This is a genomic window from Paucibacter aquatile (assembly GCF_002885975.1).
Lineage (GTDB): Bacteria > Pseudomonadota > Gammaproteobacteria > Burkholderiales > Burkholderiaceae_C > Paucibacter_A > Paucibacter_A aquatilis.
This window is the reverse complement of the sequence record NZ_POSP01000003.1, coordinates 381,063-400,205: the sequence shown is the minus strand read 5'-3', so window position 1 is coordinate 400,205 and position 19,143 is coordinate 381,063. Positions and strand designations below refer to the sequence as shown.

Here is a 19,143-nt window from a genome sequence, read left to right as displayed (position 1 = left end):
TTTCAACACCCCCGTTTTCGCCGAGGCGCCTGCGCATGAGCCGTACCCGAATCAAGATCTGTGGCCTGACCCGCGAGGCCGATGTGCTGGCTGCGGTGGCGGCCGGTGCCGATGCCGTCGGCTTCGTGTTCTACGCCAAGAGCGCCCGCTTTGTCAGCCCGGCGCGGGCGGCCGAGTTGGCGCGCCTGCTGCCACCGTTCGTCACGCCAGTGGGCTTGTTCGTCAACGCCAGCGAGGCTGAGGTGCAGGCAGCGCTGGCGGCACTGCCGAACATGCTGCTGCAGTTCCACGGCGATGAAAGCGCGGCGGATTGCGAGCGCTACGGCCGGCCTTATCTGCGCGCTGCGCGCATGGAGCCGGGCTTCGATTTGCTAGACTACGCTCAACAGTTTTCAACAGCACAAGCCATCCTGCTCGACGCCCACGTCGAGGGCTATGGCGGTGGTGGAAAGGTTTTCGATTGGTCACTCATTCCAAAAAACGTGCCCTCTCCAGTCGTTTTGTCTGGTGGGTTGCATGCCGGAAATGTGCTGACTGGCGTGCTTCAGGTCCGGCCCACGGCCGTTGATGTGAGCTCCGGCGTCGAACAGGCCAAGGGCCTGAAGGACGCTGCCCTGATCCAGCAGTTCTGCGCCGCCGTGCGCGAGGCCGATGCCGAGATGGCTCGCCAGAACTGCGCCTGAAGAGAAGCACGATTCCCACCATGCAAGACTACGCACAGCCCGATGCCCAGGGGCATTTCGGCCCCATCCATGGCCAAACCTACGGCGGCAGCTTTGTTGCCGAGACCCTGGTTCACGCACTCGACGAGTTGAAAGAGGCCTACGCTCATTTCAGCAAGGACCCGGAATTCATCAAAGAGTTCAAGCGTGAGCTGGCTCATTTTGTCGGCCGCCCGAGCCCGATTTATCACGCCGATCGCCTGAGCCGCGAGCTCGGCGGTGCCCAGGTCTACCTCAAGCGCGAGGACCTGAATCACACCGGCGCGCACAAGATCAACAACACCATCGGCCAGGCCCTGCTCGCCAAGCGCATGGGCAAGAAGCGCATCATTGCCGAGACCGGCGCCGGCCAGCACGGCGTGGCCACGGCCACCATCTGCGCCCGTTACGGCATGGAATGCGTGGTCTACATGGGCAGCGAGGACGTCAAACGCCAGAGCCCCAATGTCTACCGCATGCATCTGCTGGGCGCCCGCGTGGTGCCGGTGGAGTCGGGCTCCAAGACGCTGAAAGACGCGCTCAACGAGGCCATGCGTGACTGGGTCACCAACGTCGAGTCGACCTTCTACATCATCGGCACCGTGGCCGGCCCGCATCCGTATCCCATGCTGGTGCGCGACTTCCAGCGCGTGATCGGTGACGAGTGCCTGACGCAGATGCCCGAGATGATCGGTCGCCAGCCCGATGCGGTGATTGCCTGTGTGGGCGGCGGCAGCAATGCCATGGGCATTTTCTACCCCTACATCCCGCATGCCGGTACCCGCCTGATCGGCGTGGAGGCCGCCGGGGAGGGCATGGACAGTGGCAAGCATGCGGCCACGCTGAACGCCGGCAGCCCGGGTGTGCTGCATGGCAACCGCACCTACCTGCTGCAAGACGACAACGGCCAGATCATCGAGACCCATTCGATCTCGGCCGGCCTGGACTACCCCGGCGTCGGCCCCGAGCATGCCTACCTCAAGGACATCGGCCGCGCCGAGTACGTGGGCGTGACCGATGCGGAAGCGCTGGCCGCTTTCCACCACCTCTGCCGCACCGAGGGCATCATCCCGGCGCTGGAGTCCAGCCATGCGGTGGCCCACGCCATGAAGCTGGCGCCGACGATGCGGCCCGATCAGCACCTGCTGGTGAACCTGTCCGGCCGTGGCGACAAGGACATTGGCACCGTGGCCGATCTGTCCAAGGCCGAGTTCTACTGCCGGCCGTCCTGCAAGGGGCAGTCGGTCAAGGGCGGCGAGCAGCCGGTCCATGTGCTGAGCTCGAAAGGAGGCGTGTGATGAGCCGCATCCAAGCCACCTTCGCCCGTCTGGCCGCACAAGGCCGCAAGGCCCTGATCCCCTTCGTCCACACCGGTGATCCCTACCCCGAAACCACGGTGCCGCTGATGCGCGCCATGGCCGAGGCCGGCGCCGATGTGATCGAGCTGGGCGTGCCGTTCTCTGACCCCATGGCGGACGGCCCGGTGATCCAGCGTGCGGCCGAGCGTGCCTTGCAAAAAGGCATAGGCTTGGCCCGCGTGCTGGCCGATGTGCGCGAATTCCGCCAGGCCGACGATGTCACGCCGGTGGTGCTGATGGGCTATGCCAACCCGATCGAGCGCTACGGCATTGCCCGTTTTGTCGACGATGCGGCGGCAGCCGGTGTCGACGGCGTGCTGGTGGTGGACTACCCGCCCGAGGAGTGCGAGACCTTCGCCGCTCTGCTGCAGGCGCGTGGCCTTGACCCGATCTTCCTGCTGGCGCCCACCTCGACCGAGGCGCGCATGGCCCGCATCGGCAAGATCGCCAGCGGCTATGTCTACTACGTCTCGCTCAAGGGCGTGACCGGCGCGGGCCACCTGAACACCGCGGCCGTGGCCGAGATGATCCCGCGCATCCGGCAGCATGTCAGCGTGCCGGTGGGTGTGGGTTTTGGCATCCGCGATGCGGCCACCGCCCGGGCCGTGGCCGATGTTTCGGACGCGGTGGTGATCGGTTCTCGCCTGGTCGAGCTGCTGGAGACGCAGACACGCGATAATGTCGCTTTGACGGGTGCCCAGTTCATCCGCGAGATCCGTGCTGCGCTCGATGCGTAGCCTGACCTGAGAACCAGAACAAAGGAGTCTGCTTGTGAGTTGGCTTGAGAAACTGTTGCCGCCCAAGATGCAGCAAACCGACCCGACCGAGCGCCGCATGGTGCCGGAAGGTTTGTGGATCAAGTGCCCGTCCTGCGAGACGGTGCTCTACAAGACCGATCTGGAAAAGAACGTCAACGTCTGCCCCAAGTGCAGCCACCACCACCGCATCGGTGCCCGGGCTCGCCTGGATGCCTTCCTCGACGGCGAAGGCCGCTACGAGATCGGACAGGAAGTGCTGCCGGTGGACGCGCTGAAGTTCAAGGACAGCAAAAAGTACCCCGATCGCCTGAAGGAAGCGCTGGAGCACACCGGCGAAACCGACGCGCTGATCGTCATGGGCGGCGCCGTGATGACGCTGCCGGTGGTGGTGGCCTGCTTCGAGTTCAACTTCATGGGCGGCTCCATGGGTTCGGTGGTCGGTGAGCGCTTTGTGCGTGGCGTGGAAACCGCCATCGAGCAAAAGACTCCGTTCATCTGCTACACCGCCACCGGCGGCGCCCGCATGCAAGAAGGCCTTTTGAGCCTGATGCAGATGGCCAAGACCAATGCGGCCCTGACCCGTCTGGCCAAAGCCAAGCTGCCCTACATCAGCGTGCTGACCGACCCGACCATGGGCGGCGTGTCGGCCTCCTTTGCCTTTGTCGGTGATGTGGTGATCGCCGAGCCCAAGGCGCTGATCGGCTTCGCCGGCCCGCGCGTGATCGAGAACACCGTGCGCGAGAAGCTGCCCGCTGGCTTCCAGCGCGCCGAGTTCCTGATGGAAAAGGGCGCCGTGGACATGATCGTGGACCGCCGCGAACTGCGCGAGACCATCGCCCGCTCACTGGCCATGCTGCAACGCCAGAGCTCGGACGCCGTGGCCTGAGCTGCCTTGGCAGCCGCTGTCTGAGCCCTCGCTCCTCACCCCACACGGCCAGGCCCACAAGGTCTGGCCGTCTTTCTTTGCTGGAAGCGTTTTCTTCGCCATGACCTCTCAGAACCTCACGCCCGTGCCTGCCACTCTGGACGACTGGCTGGCCCATTGCGAGCGCCTGCACCCCAAGACCATCGACATGACCCTGGACCGGGTCACCACCTTGCGCGAGCGCTTGGGCTTGAACTTCGAGCCGCCGGTGGTGGTGGTGGCGGGCACCAATGGCAAGGGTTCGACCTGCGCCATGCTGGAGTCCATCGCCTTGCAGGCGGGCTACCGCGTGGGCCTCTACATCAAGCCGCATCTGGTTCATTTCCAGGAGCGCTGCCGCGTGAACGGCGCGCCGGTGGAGGCCGAGAGCCTGCTGCCGCATTTCGAGGCGGTGGAGGCGGCGCGCGGCGAGATGACGCTGAGCTACTTCGAGTTCACCACCCTGGCCATCATGCGCCGTCTGGCGGCCGAGCCGCTGGATCTGGTGATTCTCGAGGTGGGGCTGGGCGGGCGCCTGGATGCCGTCAACTGCATCGACGGCGACTGCGCCGTCATCACCAGCATCGACCTGGATCACACCGAGTACCTGGGGCCGGACCGTGAGTCGGTGGGCCGCGAGAAAGCCGGCATCATGCGCGCCGGCCGCACCGTGATCGTCAGCGACCCCATGCCGCCGGACAGCCTGGCGGCACGCGCCGCCGAGATCGGCGCCGATCTGCGCCAGCTGGGGGTTGATTTCAGCTACAGCGGCGATCGCCAGCAGTGGCAATGGTCGGGCCGCGAGCGCCGCTTCAGCGGCCTGGCCTATCCGGCGCTGCGCGGCGTCAATCAGCTGCTCAATGCGGCCGGTGTGCTGGCGGTGTTCGAGGCCTTGTACGAGCGCCTGCCGATCAGCGCGCAGGCGGTGCGCACCGGCCTGGCCTTGGTGGAGCTGCCCGGACGCTTCCAGGTCGTGGCCGGCCAGCCGGCCCTGGTGCTGGACGTGGCGCACAACCCGCATGCGGTGGCGGCCCTGGCCCAGAATCTGGACCAGATGGGCTTCTACCCGCGCACCCATGCTGTCTTTGGCGCCATGGCCGACAAGGACCTGGCCGGCATCTTCCAGCGCATGGCCCCGCTGGTTGACGTCTGGCATTTCTGCAATCTGGAACTGCCCCGTGCCGCCAGCGCCGCCGATTTGCAGGCTCAGTTCGCGGCCCTGCAGGCCGAAGGGCGCCTGAAGGCACCGCCGCAGGTGCTGCTGCACACCCATGCGCAGCCGCTCGACGCCCTGGCGGCCGCGGCGGCCGAGGCAGACCCCGCTGATAGAATTCTGGTCTTCGGTTCCTTCTACACAGTGGGTGGCGTACTCAAGAACGGTGTCCCCCGTTTGCAGTCCCACAAACCGCCGTCAGAAGCGGTGCCGCCACCGCAATTCCCCACCGCCTGATCGGGCTGGGTCGCCGGATTCTCCGGGCGGCCGGGCGGGGTGTTCGGTGCGGCGCTGAAGCGCCGAGGCCGGACGCCTCACCCGCTCCGGTGCTTCGCTTTCCATCGTCAACGCTGTCCTTCACCTCGGCGCAGGCCGGATTTCTTGCCATGGGTTTGCTGTCCTTTTTCAAGCGCGACAAGGCCGCACCGGCTGCCAAGCGGGTGTCGGATTCGGCCGATGCGGTGCAGCAGCTGCGCCTGCGCGCACGCCATCGCTTGATCGGTGCCGCGGTGCTGGTGGGTGTGGGTGTGATCGGCTTCCCGCTGGTGTTTGAGACCCAGCCGCGGCCCATCCCGGTGGACCTGCCGATCCAGATCCCCAGCAAGGACGGCGCGGCGCCGCTGGCGATTCCGCAAGCGCGTCCGGCACAGGCTCAGCAGCTGCCCCAGCAAAGCCTGCCGACACTGGCCTCCGAGGACGAATTCGAGGTGGCCAAGTCTTCCGCCAACACCGCAGCAGGCAGTAGCCGTGCCAGCGAGGGCAAGGTGGCGTCCAACGCGGCGCCGACCCCGCTGCCGGTTCCCGCTCCGGCCAAGGTGGCTGAAAAGGCGATCGAAAAGGCGGCAGAAAAGGTGGCCGAGAAGCCTCCGGTCAAGCCGATCGAGCGACTGGTCGACAAGCCCGCCGAGAAGCTGGCTGACAAGCACGCCGAAAAGGCCAGCACCAAGCCGAGCGCAGAAAAGCCTGCCGACAAGGCCGCAGACAAGGCTGCCGAAAGGGCCGCCGACAAGCGCAATGCCGCCGCCAACAGCAGCAACCACAGCCCCGAGGCCGCCCGCGTGCAGGCTTTGCTCGAAGGCCGCAGTGGCAGCGGCACAGCCGCTGCATCGGCCAGCAAGGCCGGCGACGCCGCAGCGGGCGCACGCCACATCTTGCAGATCGGCGCCTACGCCGACAGCAAATCGGCGCAGGAGGTTCGCATGAAGGTCGAGCGTCTGGGCCTCAAGACCTACACCCAGGCTGTGGACACCGCCGCAGGCAAGCGCATCCGCGTGCGCCTGGGCCCGTATGCCAGCCGCGACGAGGCGGACAAAGCCGCGGCCAAGCTGAAATCGGCCGGTTTGTCGGCTGCGGTGCTGACACTTTGATGCTGCACAAGGCCGCCTTGCTGGGGCATGCGCGACTTGCGCGGGAGCATGGCGCACCATGAGCTGGGTGGACCTGACCCTGCTGAGCCTCTTGCTGCTGTCCGTGCTGGTTGGCCTGTGGCGGGGTTTGGTGTTCGAGTTGCTGTCGCTGGCCGGCTGGCTGGTGGCCTACCTGGCCGCGCCGCATGTGTCGCCCTGGCTGCAGGCCTGGTTGCCCCAGCAGCGTCTGGGGCCGAGCCTGAGTGCGGGCTTGGGCCTTGTGCTGAGTTTTGCCCTGGTCTTGTTGCTCTGGGGCCTGGGTGCGAAACTGCTGCGGGCCTTGATCCAGGCCTCGCCTCTGAGTGTGTTGGACCGTTTGGCGGGCGCCGGATTTGGCGCGCTGCGGGGGCTGTTGCTGGCCTTGTTGCTGGTGGTGCTGGTGCAGATGACGCCGGCGGCCCAGTGGCCGGCCTGGCAGGAATCGCGGCTGGCGCCGCAGCTGCATCAGGTGCTGGGCGCCTTGCGGCCGCTGCTGCCGGAGGCGGTGGTGAATCGATTGCCGGCCTGAGCCACAAGCTCGGGCCGGTGTGAGTTGGAGCGGTGCCTCGTGGCGCCGCTGGGTATTGCGTAGAAAAGTCTCATCCAGAGAAGGAAAAGCCATGTGCGGCATCGTTGGCGTCATCTCCCGTTCCCCTGTCAATCAGCTGATTTATGACGCCTTGCTGCTGCTGCAGCACCGCGGTCAGGATGCGGCGGGCATCGTCACGATGCAGGGCAACAAGTGCTTCATGCACAAGGCGCGCGGCATGGTGCGCGACGTCTTCCGCACCCGCAATATGCGCGCGCTGCCAGGCAGCATCGGCCTGGGCCAGGTGCGCTACCCGACTGCCGGCAATGCCTACAACGAGGAAGAGGCCCAGCCCTTCTACGTCAACGCGCCGTTTGGTTTGGTGCTGGTGCACAACGGCAACCTGACCAATGCGCAAGGCCTGAAGACCGAGCTGTTCGACATCGACCGCCGCCACATCAACACCGAGAGCGACTCCGAGGTGCTGCTCAATGTGCTGGCGCATGAGCTGGAGCAGGTCGCGCGCGACCTGCCGCTGAGCCCCGAGGCCGTGTTCCAGGCCGTGCGTGCCGTGCACAAGCGCATCAAGGGCAGCTATGCCGTGATCGCCCTGATCGCCGGCCATGGCTTGCTGGCGTTCCGCGACCCCTTCGGCATCCGCCCACTGTGCTTCGGCCAGGCGGCCGATGGCGAATTCATGGTGGCCAGCGAGAGCGTGGCGCTGGAAGGCAACGGCTTCCAGCTGGTGCGCGATGTGGCGCCCGGCGAGGCCTTGTTCATCGACATGAACGGCACGCTGCACACCCAGCAATGCGCCGAGAACCCGACGCTGAACCCCTGCATGTTCGAGTTCGTCTACCTGGCCCGCCCGGATTCGGTGATGGACGGCATCTCGGTCTACCAGGCCCGTCTGAACATGGGCGAGACGCTGGCGCAGCGCCTGATCTCGACCATGCCGCCCAGCGACATCGATGTGGTGATCCCGATCCCGGAATCGAGCCGCCCCTCGGCCATGCAGCTGGCCCATCGCATCGGCAAGCCCTACCGCGAAGGCTTTGTGAAGAACCGCTACGTCGGCCGAACCTTCATCATGCCGGGACAGGGCGCGCGCAAGAAGTCGGTGCGCCAAAAGCTCAACGCCATCGGCCTGGAGTTCAAGGGCCGCAATGTGCTGCTGGTCGATGACTCCATCGTGCGCGGCACCACCTCCAAGGAGATCGTGCAGATGGCCCGCGAGGCCGGTGCGCGCAAGGTCTATCTGGCCTCGGCCGCGCCGCCGGTGCGCTTCCGCAATGTCTACGGCATCGACATGCCGACCAGCGAAGAGCTGGTGGCGCACAACCGCAGTATCGAAGAGATCCGCGCTTTCATCGGCGCCGATGCGCTGATCTACCAGGATGTGGATGCAATGAAGCGCGTGGTCGCGGCCCTGCAGCCGAATCTGCAAGGCTTTGAAGCGTCCTGCTTCGACGGCCGCTACATCACCGGCGATGTGACCGCCGAAGACTTCGCCAAGCTTGAAGCCCAGCGCCGCGCCCAGGGCGACGAAGAAGACGGCCCGGCCCGCACCCGCCTGGCCCTGCAAAGCGGGGGCGAGGGCCAATGAGCATGAGCGAGGAAGCCCGCCGCATCGCCCGCGCCACGCTGCCCGAGGGCCTGCGCCCCGAGACTCTGGCCGTGCGCACGGCCTTGCCGCCCAGCCAGCATTGCGAAAACTCAGAAGGCCTGTTCCTGACCAGCGCCTATGTGCAGCCGGACGCAGCCACCTCGGCCCAGCGCTTTGCCGACTCGGAAGACTTCACCTACTCGCGCACCAGCAACCCGACGGTGCGCAGCCTGGAAGCGCGCCTGGCCGCCATGGAAGGCACCGAAGGCGCCATCGCCACCGCCACCGGCATGAGCGCCATCCTGCTGCTCTGCATGGGCTTGCTCAAGGCGGGCGACCATGTGCTGTGCTCGCGCTCGGTTTTCGGCACCACCATCAATCTGTTCGCCAAGGAGTTTGGCAAGTTCGGGGTGGAGACGACGTTCGTTTCGCAGACCGAGCTAGCCGAATGGCGCGCGGCCCTGCGCCCCAACACCCGGCTGCTGTTCGCCGAGACGCCGACCAACCCGCTGACCGAGGTCTGCGACATCCGCGCCCTGGCCGATATCGCCCATGGTGCCGGTGCGCTGCTGGTGGTGGACAACACCTATTCGACGCCGGCGCTGCAGCAGCCCACGCGCTTTGGCGCCGACTTGGTCATGCACTCGGCCACCAAGTACATGGACGGCCAAGGCCGGGTCATGGGCGGTGCGCTATGTGGCCCCAATCGCCTGATCAAGGACGTGTTCGGCCCGGTAATGCGCACGGCCGGCATGGTGCTCTCGCCTTTCAACGCCTGGGTCATTTTGAAAGGCCTGGAGACCTTGAGCCTGCGCATGAAGGCCCAGAGCGAACAAGCCCTGGCCGTGGCCCGCTGGCTGGAGGCCCGGCCCGAGGTGGCACGGGTGTACTGCCCGGCTTTGCCCTCGCATCCCCAGCATGAACTGGCCATGCGTCAGCAGTCGGGGCAGGGCGGGGCGGTCCTGTCTTTCGAGCTGAAGGCCGACACGCCCGAGGCCGCGCGAGCCGCGGCCTTCCATGTGATCAACAGCACCCGGGTGCTCAGCATCGCCACCAATCTGGGCGACACCAAATCCATCATCACCCACCCAGCCACCACCTCGCATGGTCGCCTCAGCGAGGCCCAGCGCCAGGCCGCCGGCATCAGCCAGGGCTTGATCCGTCTGGCCGTCGGTCTTGAGCATGTCGACGACATCACCGATGACCTGAACCGCGGCCTCTCCACTTTGAACAGCTTATGAGCCAACACGCCAACACTCCCGTGCGCACCCGCATTGCGCCGTCGCCGACCGGTTTTCTGCACCTGGGCACGGCCCGCACAGCCCTGTACTCCTGGGCCTATGCCCGCCACTACGGTGGCAAGTTCGTGCTGCGCATAGAGGACACCGATGTGGCACGTTCCACCCAGGATTCGGTGGAGCAGATCCTGGCTTCGATGAAATGGTTGGGCCTGGACTACGACGAAGGCCCGATCTACCAGATGCAGCGCCTGGAGCGCTACCACGCGGTGGCCGAGCAATTGATCGCTGAAGGCAAGGCCTACCGCTGCTACTGCACGCCCGCCGAGCTGGACGAGATGCGCGAGGCTCAACGCGCGCGCGGCGAGAAAACCCGTTACGACGGCCGCTGGCGCCCGGAGCCCGGCAAGGTGCTGCCGCCCGTGCCGGCCGGTGTGACACCGGTGGTGCGTTTCAAGAATCCGCTGGACGGTGACGTCACCTGGGATGATCTGGTCAAGGGCCCCATCACCATCAACAACCGCGAGATTGACGACCTGATCATCGTGCGTCCCGCCGCTGAAGACGCGCCGGCCGGCAGCCTGGGTGTGCCGACCTACAACTTCGCCGTGGTGGTGGACGACTGGGACATGCAGATCAGCCATGTGTTCCGCGGTGATGAGCATGTCAACAACACGCCCTGGCAGATCAATATCTTCCGTGCCCTCGGCGCGCCGCTGCCGGCCTTTGGCCATGTGCCGGTGATTCTGGGTGACGATGGTCAGAAGCTGTCCAAGCGCCGCGGCGCGGTCAGTGTCACGGCTTACGAAGAGGGGGGTTACCTGCCCGAGGCCATGCTGAACTACCTCTCTCGCCTGGGATGGAGCCACGGCGATGACGAGCTGTTCAGCCGCGAGCAACTGGTGTCCTGGTTCGATGGCAGCCATCTGAACAAGAGCCCCGCGCAATGGGACCCGGCCAAGCTGGAATGGGTCAACAGCCAATACATCAAGCAGGCAGATGACAGCCGTCTGGCTGCGCTGGTGGCGGCGCATTTCGCTGCACGCGGCGTGCAGGTGGATGCCGCCAATCTCGCGCCCATGTGCAGCCTGTTCAAGGACCGTTGTTCGACGACCGTGGCTCTGGCCGACTGGCTGGCCATGTACTTCGGCCCGGTCAGCCCCTCGGCCGAGGATCTGGCGGCGCATGTCACGGACGCGGTGAAGCCGGCCCTGGCTGCGCTGGCGGACAAGCTTGAAGCACTGCCTGAGTGGAGCAAGCCCGTCATTGCCGCCGCCATCAAGGAAACCATCGGCGCGCATGGCCTGAAGATGCCTCAGCTGGCCATGCCGGTGCGGGCATTGGTGTGCGGGCGTGTGCAAACGCCCAGCGTCGACGCGGTGCTGGAACTGTTCGAACAAGAAATTGTTGTGAAACGCTTGCGCTCCTTGTAAAAAGCGTCCTATAATCTATGTCTTGCTTGAACAGCGCGAAACTTTAGATGTCTCGCGGTGCTTTGGAAGGCGAGTCGATCCGCAAGGAGCGGCTAGGCAGTCTGAAGTACTGATAAGAATCGTCGGGGGTATAGCTCAGCTGGGAGAGCGCTTGCATGGCATGCAAGAGGTCAGCGGTTCGATCCCGCTTACCTCCACCAAATTCAAATTGAGTTTGTGTGGCGCGCGGTTCAGATGCAAAAGTTTTGCGATATACTGCAGAGCTTGAATATATAGAGTTAATTGCTGTATACTATGCGGCAGTTAATAAGAAGGTTTAGTCCCCTTCGTCTAGAGGCCTAGGACACCACCCTTTCACGGTGACTACAGGGGTTCGAATCCCCTAGGGGACGCCAAGTTTGACAAGGCTTGGTAGTTATTGAAAAATAGCTGCAAACTTGTTTGATGTGATTTAAATTGTGTATATAATTTAAATCATCATCTGGAGTGGTAGTTCAGTTGGTTAGAATACCGGCCTGTCACGCCGGGGGTCGCGGGTTCGAGTCCCGTCCACTCCGCCAGCTTTGAGGCAAAGATTGAAATGTCTTTGTCTGCGTTGAAGAAATCTGCTGCGGTAGATTTCAAAGGCGGCCAAGAGATTGGCCGCTGTTATTTGTGAAGTTGTTTGAGGTTTGACACGCTTGAATGGCGCGGCGACCGAGATTCGCAAGGATCTGGGGGTATAGCTCAGCTGGGAGAGCGCTTGCATGGCATGCAAGAGGTCAGCGGTTCGATCCCGCTTACCTCCACCACCAAATTTTGTTTGGAAGTGGCGCGCGATTCAGGATGTGATCAGGCTAGAAGGTTGAGTCCCCTTCGTCTAGAGGCCTAGGACACCACCCTTTCACGGTGACTACAGGGGTTCGAATCCCCTAGGGGACGCCAAGTTTGACAAGGCTTGGCAGTGTTTGAATGAACACTGCGTAACTTGTCCGGTGCAGCGCAATATCGATTTCGATATTGTGGCTCATCTGGAGTGGTAGTTCAGTTGGTTAGAATACCGGCCTGTCACGCCGGGGGTCGCGGGTTCGAGTCCCGTCCACTCCGCCAACATATTGAGAAACCCCGCAAACGAAAGTTTGCGGGGTTTTTTCTTTGCCACTCGATATTCGTGGCTTTGCGCTGTTGATGAAAACGGGCTGTTTGATCTATACCTGCCCGACATTTCCTTGTCGTTCCGGCGGTTCAGTCGCGAAAACTCTGCTGGAGATCAAGCCTCAGCAATGGAGCATCGTCTGTGAGGTATTCAGCTGCAGTAATGCAAGGGTTCGATACGGGGTTTGGTATGGGCCTTGCGAGTTCAGGCGGCGCATCTTTTGGGGTTGGTGCAGATTGCTTTGCGCTACCCACACACCTCGTGACTGGACAAATGTTTGATCAAGCTTCCGTCCGGCCAGGACGATTGTGAATACAAACAAAAGAGCCTCCATTGGAGGCTCTTTTGTTTGTGCTGGTTCTTCCCCGAACGAGGCGGCCAGCGATTCAGACGCGTCGTTGGCTGTCTATCGACGGGCGGAGCAAGTAAGCCCGACCCGGGCAAGGGCTGCACATCGTGCGGTCGGGGGATCAACTGAACATCTGATTGCGGATCAGGCCCACCGCCAGCCCCTCGATGGCAAAGCTGTCGTCATCGGCGGCCACCTGAATCGGTTCGAAATCGCTGTTCTCGGGCAGCAACTCAATGCCACTGCGGCCGCGCTTGAATCGCTTGACGGTCACTTCGTCGCCGATTCGGGCCACCACGATCTGGCCGTTCTTGGCGTCCGAGGCTTTCTGCACGGCCAAAAGATCGCCATCCATGATGCCGATGTCTTTCATGCTCATGCCTTTCACTTTGAGCAAAAAGTCGGGCTTCTTGGCGAACATGCTGGCCTCGACGGCGTAGTTTTGCTCGATGTGCTCCTGCGCCAGGATGGGGTGGCCGGCGGCCACGCGCCCAATCAAAGGGAGATTCAGCTGTGCCAGGCTGGCCAAAGGGAAATCGAGTTGCTGTCGATCGCTGCCGCGGGGCGCGGCGCGGCCGCGCGCATATCCAGCTTGAAACTCGCGCGCCTCTTGTGACTCTCGGGCATCGCGTGCGGAGTTGAGCGCTCTCAATGTGTCAGACTTCAGGCGGATGCCGCGCGAGGTGCCGCCGACCAGTTCGATCGCGCCTTTGCGAGCCAGGGCCTGCAAATGCTCTTCGGCGGCATTGGCAGAACGAAAACCGAGCTCGGCGGCGATTTCGGCCCGGGTCGGTGGAGCGCCGGTGCGTTCGATGGCGGCTCGCACCAGATCGAGAATCTGCTGTTGGCGCGCGGTGAGTTTCGGGCTGTCTTCCACGGTGGTCGTCCTCTGCTTGGGGCCCTGGGGCTTGATTGCCTGAATATTTATCCAGTGACTGTATTTTCATCCAGGAAATTCAAAATTGCAAAGCAAGCAAGAAACAATTGCCGTGAATGCGCCGGTGTTTGAAGCGAAATCGGGGCTGGTCGTGATTCTCGGAACCGGTGGCACTATCGCCGGTACGGCGGCCGATGCCTCGGACAATGTCGGTTATCAGGCCGCGCAGCTCGGTGTCGCACAGCTGATTGCGGCGATCCCGCCGCTCGCCCGCCGTGCGCTGGAGGCCGAACAAGTTGTGCAGCTGGACAGCAAGGACATGGATTTCGCGACCTGGCGTCTGCTGGCGGAACGGGTCGCGGCGCATCTGGCGCGTCCAGAAGTGGCCGGCGTGGTCATCACCCACGGCACGGATACCTTGGAAGAGACCGCCTATTTCCTGCAGCGCGTCCTGGCACCCGGCAAGCCCGTGGTGATCACCGCGGCCATGCGGCCCGCGACCGCCCTTCAGACCGATGGTCCGCAGAACCTGCTGGATGCAGTCACTCTCGCTGCGGAAGGTAGGGTGCCGGGTGTTTTGGTGATGTTTGCCGGCAGCATCCATTCCGCCGAGCAGGTGCGCAAGGTGCACAGCTACCGGGTCGATGCCTTCGCGTCGGCCGACGGCGCGCGTCTGGGGGCGATGGAGGAGGGGGGGGTGCGCTGGTTTGCAGCGGGCCCGCAGCGCGGTGCGCAGCCGGTGGTAGGTCTTGCCCACTTGCCCCAAGGCGACCTGAGCTGGCCACGGGTGCAGATCGTGCTCAACCATGTCGGCGCCGATGGCTCGGTGGTTCAAGCCTTGTTGGCGCAGGGTGTGGATGGGCTGGTGGTGGCCGGTACCGGCAATGGCAGCCTGTCGCACGCCCTGGAGGCAGCTTTGCGCGAGGCGCAGCAGCAAGGCGTGCGCGTGCTGCGAAGCACGCGCTGCGATGCCGGGCTGGTCACTGCCTCGGCCGAGGCCTTGCCCAGCGCGGGAGCGCTGAGCCCGGTGAAGGCGCGAATCGAGCTGCTGCTGGATTTGCTCTCAAGCCCCGTGCCGCGCTGATTCGCGCCTCTGGCCTTGCTCGGTCGACTCAGGCCAGGGTCAGCGTGACGTCGATATTGCCGCGGGTGGCATTCGAGTAGGGGCAGACCTGGTGGGCGGCGTCCACCAGATCCTGGGCCAGGCTGCGGTCCACGCCGGGCACCGAGATGTTCAGGGCCACCTGGATGCCGAAGCCGGCCGGGATCGGGCCGATGCCCACATCGGCGGTGATGGACACTTCGGCCGGCAGGGCGACCTTCTTCATCATGGCGACATGCTTGAGGGCGCCGATGAAGCAGGCCGAATAGCCGGCTGCGAACAGCTGTTCGGGGTTGGTGCCCGGGCCGCCGGCGCCGCCCAATTCCTTGGGTGTCGAGAGTTGCACGTTCAGCGCGCCGTCCGAGCTGGATGAGCTGCCTTGGCGGCCGCCGGTGGAGGTGGCGCGAGCGGTGTAGAGGACTTTGTCGAGTGCCATGGTGATGTGCTTCCTATCAATCAGGGGTGGTGGGTGAAAGTTCGGCGACCGCCAGCTGCTGTCGCAGCTCATGCAGGCGTCGGGTCAGGGAACTCAGTTCTTCCAAAGAGCAGGCGGCCGCACAGGCCAGTCGCGGTGGAATCTTTTGGGCTTGCACCTTCAGGGCCAGGCCCATGGGCGTGAGCAGGATGTCGACACGCCGTTCATCTTGCGCGGCGCGCTGCCGTTTCACAAAACCCGCCGTTTCCATGCGTTTGAGCAGGGGCGTGAGCGTTCCGGAGTCGAGCGACAGGCGTTGCCCCAGGGTGGAAACGCTGATGCCGTCCTGCTCCCAAAGCACCAACATCACCAGGTACTGCGGGTAGGTCAGGCTCAAGGGCTCCAGCAAGGGCTTGTACAGCTTGGTCATGGCCAGAGAGCTGGCGTAGAGCGCAAAGCACAGCTGCTGATCCAGACGCAGCCAGTCCTCGTTTGCGGCGGCCGCCGGGGCAAGCTGCGGCATGTCGGGCTGGGGACAGTTGGATGGGCGTGACATGGGCGATAATGTAGTCCTCAATTTAATTGCACACAATTTATGTGGCTAAGGGTCTTGCTGCTAGACGTTTGCGACTCAGCAGCGCAGGGCCAAGCAGACCCGGTGTCCTGAAAGCGAGCACAAGATGGCGATGAGCATGGTGGCGAATGGTTTGGTGGCCTTGGTGGCCGCCTTGCACCTGTATTTTTTGGTGCTGGAGATGTTCTTCTGGACCAAGCCTTTGGGTCGGCGCGTGTTTCACCTGACGCCGGAGTTTGCTGAGGCCAGCAAGACCTTGGCGGCCAATCAGGGCCTGTACAACGGCTTTCTGAGTGCCGGCCTGGTGTGGGGCCTGCTGCAGGGCGCGGCCGGTGTGCCGACGCAGCTGTTCTTCCTGGGCTGCGTGGTGGTGGCCGGCGTGTTCGGCGCCGCCACGGTGGGCAAGAAGATTCTGTTCGTGCAGGCGCTGCCGGCGGCGCTGGCTGCGGCCCTGGTTTTGCTGACCTGAACGTCTGAAGCCCTGCGCCAGAAAACAAAAAAGGGCCCGAGAAATCTCGGGCCCTTTTCATCGGTGCGTAGGGGCTGCGCTTGCGATCAAGCCGCCGCGTGAATCGCGTCGACCTCGGCGCTGAGCTCAAGCCAGCGCAGCTCGGCGCTTTCCAACTCGTCGTGGATGGCCTTGAGGCGCTTGCCGGCTTCAACGATCTGAGCCGGTGTCGCCTTGCCTTCCGCCAGTTGGGCCTCCAGGGCCGTGCGTTCATCGGCCAGCTTGTTGAGCTTGGCGTCGATGGCGTCCATCTCCTTGCGAAGCGGGCGGGTTTGGTCGGCAAGCTTTTGGCGAGCTTGGCCGCTGAGTTTGCGGTCCTCGCGCGCGGCCGGGGCCGGGGTCGGGGCAGGGGCGGCTGCAGCAACTGGAGCCGGGGTGGCTGCCGCCACCGTGCTGCCTGACTTGCCGGCTTTGGCCAGGGCCTTGGCGGCATCCTTGGCGGCCTTGGCTGCTTCCTTGGACTGGTCCAGCAGCCAGCGCTGGTAATCGTCCAGGTCGCCGTCGAACGGGGACACCACGCCCTTGCTGACCAGCCAGAACTCGTCGCAGACCTCGCGCAGCAGGGCGCGATCGTGGCTCACCAGCATCACCGTGCCTTCGAACTCGTTGAGCGCAATCGACAGCGCCTCTCGGGTGTTCAGGTCCAAGTGGTTGGTGGGCTCGTCCATCAGCAGCAGATTGGGGCGCTGCCACACCAGCATGGCCAGCACCAGGCGGGCCTTCTCGCCCCCCGAGAGGCTGCCCACCTGCTGGTTGACCATGTCGCCAACAAAGCGGAACTGGCCCAGGAAATCGCGCAGCTCCTGCTCGCGCGCCTGCGGGCTCACCTCTTTGGCCAGGCGGACCATGTGCGAGAGCGGGCCTTCTTCCGGCCGCAGCACGTCCATTTCCTGCTGGGCAAAGTAGCCGATCGTCAGGCCCTTGCCTTCGGTGATCTTGCCGCCCATGGCGCGCTGCATGCGGGCCACCGTTTTCACCACGGTGGATTTGCCCTGGCCGTTGGCGCCCAGGATGCCAATGCGCTGGCCGGCCAGCACCGAGCGGTCGATGCCGCGCACGATGATGTTCTCGACGCCGTCGACCTCATAACCGCAAGCCACATCGTCAAACATCAGCATGGGGTTGGGCAGGCTGACGGGCTCGCGGAACTCGAAATTGAAGTCCGCTGATGCCAGCACCGGTGCCAGTTTTTCCATGCGCTCCAGGGCCTTGACCCGGCTCTGCGCCTGCTTGGCCTTGCTGGCCTTGGCCTTGAAACGATCGATGAACTTCTGCAGGTGCGCAATGCGCTCTTGCTGCTTGCCAAAGGCGGCTTGCTGCTGCTCCATGCGCTCGGCGCGCATGGCCTCGAAGGCCGTGTAGTTGCCGCCGTAGCGGTGCAGCTTGGCTTCGTCCAGGTGCAGGGTGACTTTGGTGATGGCGTCCAGGAACTCGCGGTCATGGCTGATCACGATCAGGGTGCCGTCGTAGCGCTGCAGCCAGGCTTCCAGCCAGACCAGGGCGTCCAGGTCCAAGTGGTTGGTCGGTTCGTCCAGCAGCATCAGCTCTGCCGGGCACATCAGGGCGCGGGCCAGCTGCAAACGCATGCGCCAGCCGCCGGAGAAGCTGTTCACCGGCGCATCGACCTGCTCGCCCTTGAAGCCCAGGCCCATCAGCAAGGCCTGCGCGCGCGGTTTCGCGTCGAAGGCGCCGGCGTCCATCAGCAGGGCATGGGCGTCGGCCATGGCATGGCCATCCTCGGCCGCTTCCGCATCGGCCAGGGCCTGGCGCGCGGCCATCAGGCGCACATCGCCTTCGAGCACAAATTCGGTCGCCGGCATGTCGGTTTCCGGCATGTTCTGGGCCACTTCACCCACGGCCCATTGGCGGGGGATGTCCACCTCGCCCTTGTCGCTTTGCAGACGGTCGGTCAACAGCGCAAAAAGGCTGGACTTGCCGGCGCCGTTGCGGCCCACCAGGCCGACTTTTTCGCCCGGTTGCAGGACGACGCTGGCGTCGTCGAGCACGACCTTGGTGCCGCGTCGCAGCGTGATATTGCGCAGGGTGATCATGGCGTGTGGCGACCTTCCGGGTTCTTGTTCTTGTGGGCGTTCATCATGTTCAGGGATTCTTCGGTGATCAGCAGCACCTGGTCGGCCCCCGAGGAGGTGTCCATCCAGGCCACCTCCAGCTCGGGGAAGGCGGCTTCAAAAAACGGGCGCTCATTGCCGATCTCCAGCAAGAGCACGCCGCGCGGTTTGAGCACGGCCGGTGCCTCGGCCAGCAGGCGGCGGATGAAATCCATGCCGTCATCGCCGCCGGCCAGGGCCAGCTCGGGCTCGGCGCGGTACTCAGCCGGCAGGCGGGACATGGTCTCGCTGTTGACATAGGGCGGGTTGCACAGAATCAAGTCGTAGCGGCGGCCGGCCGCCAGGGCCGGCGCCAGACCATCGCCCTGCATCAACCGGATGCGCGACTGCAGGCCATGCTTGTCGACATTGATGCGTGCCACTTCCAGGGCTTCGGCGCTCAGGTCCAGGCCATCCACTTGCACCTCGGGCCAGGCCATGGCGGCCAGCACGGCCAGCGAGCCATTGCCGGTGCACAGGTCCAGCACCTCGGTGGTCTGGTCGGAGAGCCAGGCATCGATGCTGGCATCGGCGATCAGCTCGGCAATGAAGCTGCGCGGCACGATGGCGCGCTCGTCCACGTAAAACGGCACGCCCTGCAACCAGGCCTCGCGGGTCAGGTAAGCGGCAGGCTTGCGCGTCGCAATGCGTTGCTCGACCAGCTCGGCGATGCGCGCTTGCTGGGCGTCGCTCAGCGTCAGGGCCTCGTGCTCGTCCAGCTGGTCCAGCGGCAGCCCCAGGGCCCAGAGCGCCAGCCAGGCGGCCTCGTCAAAGGCGACAGCCGTGCCATGGCCAAACGAAACGCCCGCCTCGGAAAGGCGGGCGGCTTGGGCCTCGATGCAGTTCAGTAAATTCATGGGGGCTCGGTGAAGGGCAGGGCGTGATTGTCGCCGATGGCGCGCGCCCCCTCGCCAACCCGTTACCGCCAACCCGTCACTGCCAACCCGTCA

At 64.5% G+C, this 19,143-nt stretch carries 17 protein-coding genes and 6 tRNA genes; 18 read left to right on the top strand and 5 right to left on the bottom strand.

All coding sequences use genetic code 11. The features are described from left to right. Window positions 1-35 precede the first annotated feature (35 nt). From C1O66_RS05110 to C1O66_RS05035, 16 genes are all read left to right on the top strand, one after another. Entirely contained in the window at window positions 36-683 is a 648-nt protein-coding gene (locus C1O66_RS05110; RefSeq protein ID WP_102766895.1) for a phosphoribosylanthranilate isomerase, read from the top strand. Window positions 684-703: 20 nt separating this feature from the next. Beyond that, window positions 704-1,999: a tryptophan synthase subunit beta gene (gene trpB, locus C1O66_RS05105; RefSeq protein WP_102766894.1), complete on the top strand. Its 1,296-nt coding sequence runs from the start codon at window positions 704-706 to the stop codon at window positions 1,997-1,999. After that, a complete protein-coding gene (gene trpA / locus C1O66_RS05100; protein WP_102766893.1) occupies window positions 1,999-2,796 on the top strand; it encodes a tryptophan synthase subunit alpha in 798 nt (265 codons plus the stop codon). The genes trpB and trpA overlap by 1 nt, the downstream gene beginning before the upstream one ends. A gap of 34 nt (window positions 2,797-2,830) precedes the next feature. After that, window positions 2,831-3,703, top strand: a complete 873-nt coding sequence (gene accD, locus C1O66_RS05095; protein WP_102766892.1) for an acetyl-CoA carboxylase, carboxyltransferase subunit beta — start codon at window positions 2,831-2,833, stop codon at window positions 3,701-3,703. A 100-nt stretch (window positions 3,704-3,803) separates the two neighbouring features. Further along, entirely contained in the window at window positions 3,804-5,171 is a 1,368-nt protein-coding gene (folC, locus tag C1O66_RS05090; RefSeq protein ID WP_102766891.1) for a bifunctional tetrahydrofolate synthase/dihydrofolate synthase, read from the top strand. A gap of 149 nt (window positions 5,172-5,320) precedes the next feature. Beyond that, on the top strand, window positions 5,321-6,301 hold the full coding sequence (locus C1O66_RS05085) for an SPOR domain-containing protein (RefSeq protein ID WP_102766890.1): 981 nt from the start codon (window positions 5,321-5,323) through the stop codon (window positions 6,299-6,301). Between the two features lie 58 nt (window positions 6,302-6,359). Next, on the top strand, window positions 6,360-6,848 hold the full coding sequence (locus C1O66_RS05080) for a CvpA family protein (RefSeq protein ID WP_102766889.1): 489 nt from the start codon (window positions 6,360-6,362) through the stop codon (window positions 6,846-6,848). Window positions 6,849-6,939: 91 nt separating this feature from the next. Then, a complete protein-coding gene (purF, locus tag C1O66_RS05075) occupies window positions 6,940-8,454 on the top strand; it encodes an amidophosphoribosyltransferase (protein WP_102766888.1) in 1,515 nt (504 codons plus the stop codon). Window positions 8,455-8,456: 2 nt separating this feature from the next. Further along, window positions 8,457-9,695, top strand: a complete 1,239-nt coding sequence (locus C1O66_RS05070) for an O-succinylhomoserine sulfhydrylase (RefSeq protein ID WP_102766887.1) — start codon at window positions 8,457-8,459, stop codon at window positions 9,693-9,695. After that, window positions 9,692-11,125 (top strand): glutamate--tRNA ligase, encoded by a 1,434-nt coding sequence (gene gltX / locus C1O66_RS05065; protein WP_102766886.1) that lies wholly within the window; start codon window positions 9,692-9,694, stop codon window positions 11,123-11,125. The genes C1O66_RS05070 and gltX overlap by 4 nt, the downstream gene beginning before the upstream one ends. A 124-nt stretch (window positions 11,126-11,249) precedes the next feature. Beyond that, window positions 11,250-11,325: transfer RNA gene (locus C1O66_RS05060), tRNA-Ala, on the top strand. A gap of 119 nt (window positions 11,326-11,444) precedes the next feature. Further along, window positions 11,445-11,520, top strand: a tRNA-Glu gene (locus C1O66_RS05055). An 88-nt stretch (window positions 11,521-11,608) separates the two neighbouring features. Continuing rightward, window positions 11,609-11,685: transfer RNA gene (locus C1O66_RS05050), tRNA-Asp, on the top strand. Between the two features lie 155 nt (window positions 11,686-11,840). Beyond that, window positions 11,841-11,916, top strand: a tRNA-Ala gene (locus C1O66_RS05045). A 57-nt stretch (window positions 11,917-11,973) separates the two neighbouring features. Next, window positions 11,974-12,049: transfer RNA gene (locus tag C1O66_RS05040), tRNA-Glu, on the top strand. An 88-nt stretch (window positions 12,050-12,137) separates the two neighbouring features. Further along, a tRNA-Asp gene (locus C1O66_RS05035) sits at window positions 12,138-12,214 on the top strand. A gap of 516 nt (window positions 12,215-12,730) precedes the next feature. Here C1O66_RS05035 and lexA read toward each other — a convergent pair. Continuing rightward, the gene (gene lexA, locus C1O66_RS05030) at window positions 12,731-13,486 is read right to left on the bottom strand and encodes a transcriptional repressor LexA (protein ID WP_102766885.1); all 756 of its coding nucleotides are present in this window, start codon (window positions 13,484-13,486) and stop codon (window positions 12,731-12,733) included. A 112-nt stretch (window positions 13,487-13,598) separates the two neighbouring features. Here lexA and C1O66_RS05025 point away from each other — a divergent pair, with 112 nt between their 5' ends. Next, window positions 13,599-14,570, top strand: coding sequence for an asparaginase (locus C1O66_RS05025; RefSeq protein WP_243392712.1), 972 nt, complete (start codon window positions 13,599-13,601; stop codon window positions 14,568-14,570). Between the two features lie 28 nt (window positions 14,571-14,598). Here C1O66_RS05025 and C1O66_RS05020 read toward each other — a convergent pair whose 3' ends face one another. Next, the gene (locus C1O66_RS05020; RefSeq protein ID WP_102766884.1) at window positions 14,599-15,024 is read right to left on the bottom strand and encodes an organic hydroperoxide resistance protein; all 426 of its coding nucleotides are present in this window, start codon (window positions 15,022-15,024) and stop codon (window positions 14,599-14,601) included. Between the two features lie 16 nt (window positions 15,025-15,040). Then, window positions 15,041-15,526, bottom strand: coding sequence for a MarR family winged helix-turn-helix transcriptional regulator (locus C1O66_RS05015; RefSeq protein ID WP_102766883.1), 486 nt, complete (start codon window positions 15,524-15,526; stop codon window positions 15,041-15,043). A 163-nt stretch (window positions 15,527-15,689) separates the two neighbouring features. Here C1O66_RS05015 and C1O66_RS05010 point away from each other — a divergent pair, with 163 nt between their 5' ends. Continuing rightward, entirely contained in the window at window positions 15,690-16,046 is a 357-nt protein-coding gene (locus tag C1O66_RS05010; protein WP_102766882.1) for a DUF1304 domain-containing protein, read from the top strand. 86 nt (window positions 16,047-16,132) lie between these two features. On the opposite strand, the gene C1O66_RS05005 is transcribed toward C1O66_RS05010, so the two are convergent. Continuing rightward, the gene (locus C1O66_RS05005) at window positions 16,133-18,136 is read right to left on the bottom strand and encodes an ABC-F family ATP-binding cassette domain-containing protein (RefSeq protein WP_102766881.1); all 2,004 of its coding nucleotides are present in this window, start codon (window positions 18,134-18,136) and stop codon (window positions 16,133-16,135) included. Further along, the gene (prmB, locus tag C1O66_RS05000) at window positions 18,133-19,050 is read right to left on the bottom strand and encodes a 50S ribosomal protein L3 N(5)-glutamine methyltransferase (RefSeq protein ID WP_102766880.1); all 918 of its coding nucleotides are present in this window, start codon (window positions 19,048-19,050) and stop codon (window positions 18,133-18,135) included. Before prmB ends, C1O66_RS05005 begins: the two co-directional genes overlap by 4 nt. Window positions 19,051-19,143: the final 93 nt, after the last annotated feature.

Bases quoted from the DNA above. Each gene is read 5' to 3' on its own strand.
- purF (WP_102766888.1), top strand. From the start codon at position 6,940: ATGTGCGGCATCGTTGGCGTCATCTCCCGTTCCCCTGTCAATCAGCTG.
- C1O66_RS05085 (WP_102766890.1), top strand. From the start codon at position 5,321: ATGGGTTTGCTGTCCTTTTTCAAGCGCGACAAGGCCGCACCGGCTGCC.
- C1O66_RS05070 (WP_102766887.1), top strand. From the start codon at position 8,457: ATGAGCGAGGAAGCCCGCCGCATCGCCCGCGCCACGCTGCCCGAGGGC.
- trpB (WP_102766894.1), top strand. From the start codon at position 704: ATGCAAGACTACGCACAGCCCGATGCCCAGGGGCATTTCGGCCCCATC.
- C1O66_RS05010 (WP_102766882.1), top strand. From the start codon at position 15,690: ATGAGCATGGTGGCGAATGGTTTGGTGGCCTTGGTGGCCGCCTTGCAC.
- C1O66_RS05015 (WP_102766883.1), bottom strand. From the start codon at position 15,526: ATGCCGCAGCTTGCCCCGGCGGCCGCCGCAAACGAGGACTGGCTGCGT.
- folC (WP_102766891.1), top strand. From the start codon at position 3,804: ATGACCTCTCAGAACCTCACGCCCGTGCCTGCCACTCTGGACGACTGG.
- prmB (WP_102766880.1), bottom strand. From the start codon at position 19,050: ATGAATTTACTGAACTGCATCGAGGCCCAAGCCGCCCGCCTTTCCGAG.
- C1O66_RS05005 (WP_102766881.1), bottom strand. From the start codon at position 18,136: ATGATCACCCTGCGCAATATCACGCTGCGACGCGGCACCAAGGTCGTG.
- gltX (WP_102766886.1), top strand. From the start codon at position 9,692: ATGAGCCAACACGCCAACACTCCCGTGCGCACCCGCATTGCGCCGTCG.
- trpA (WP_102766893.1), top strand. From the start codon at position 1,999: ATGAGCCGCATCCAAGCCACCTTCGCCCGTCTGGCCGCACAAGGCCGC.
- C1O66_RS05020 (WP_102766884.1), bottom strand. From the start codon at position 15,024: ATGGCACTCGACAAAGTCCTCTACACCGCTCGCGCCACCTCCACCGGC.
- C1O66_RS05080 (WP_102766889.1), top strand. From the start codon at position 6,360: ATGAGCTGGGTGGACCTGACCCTGCTGAGCCTCTTGCTGCTGTCCGTG.
- C1O66_RS05110 (WP_102766895.1), top strand. From the start codon at position 36: ATGAGCCGTACCCGAATCAAGATCTGTGGCCTGACCCGCGAGGCCGAT.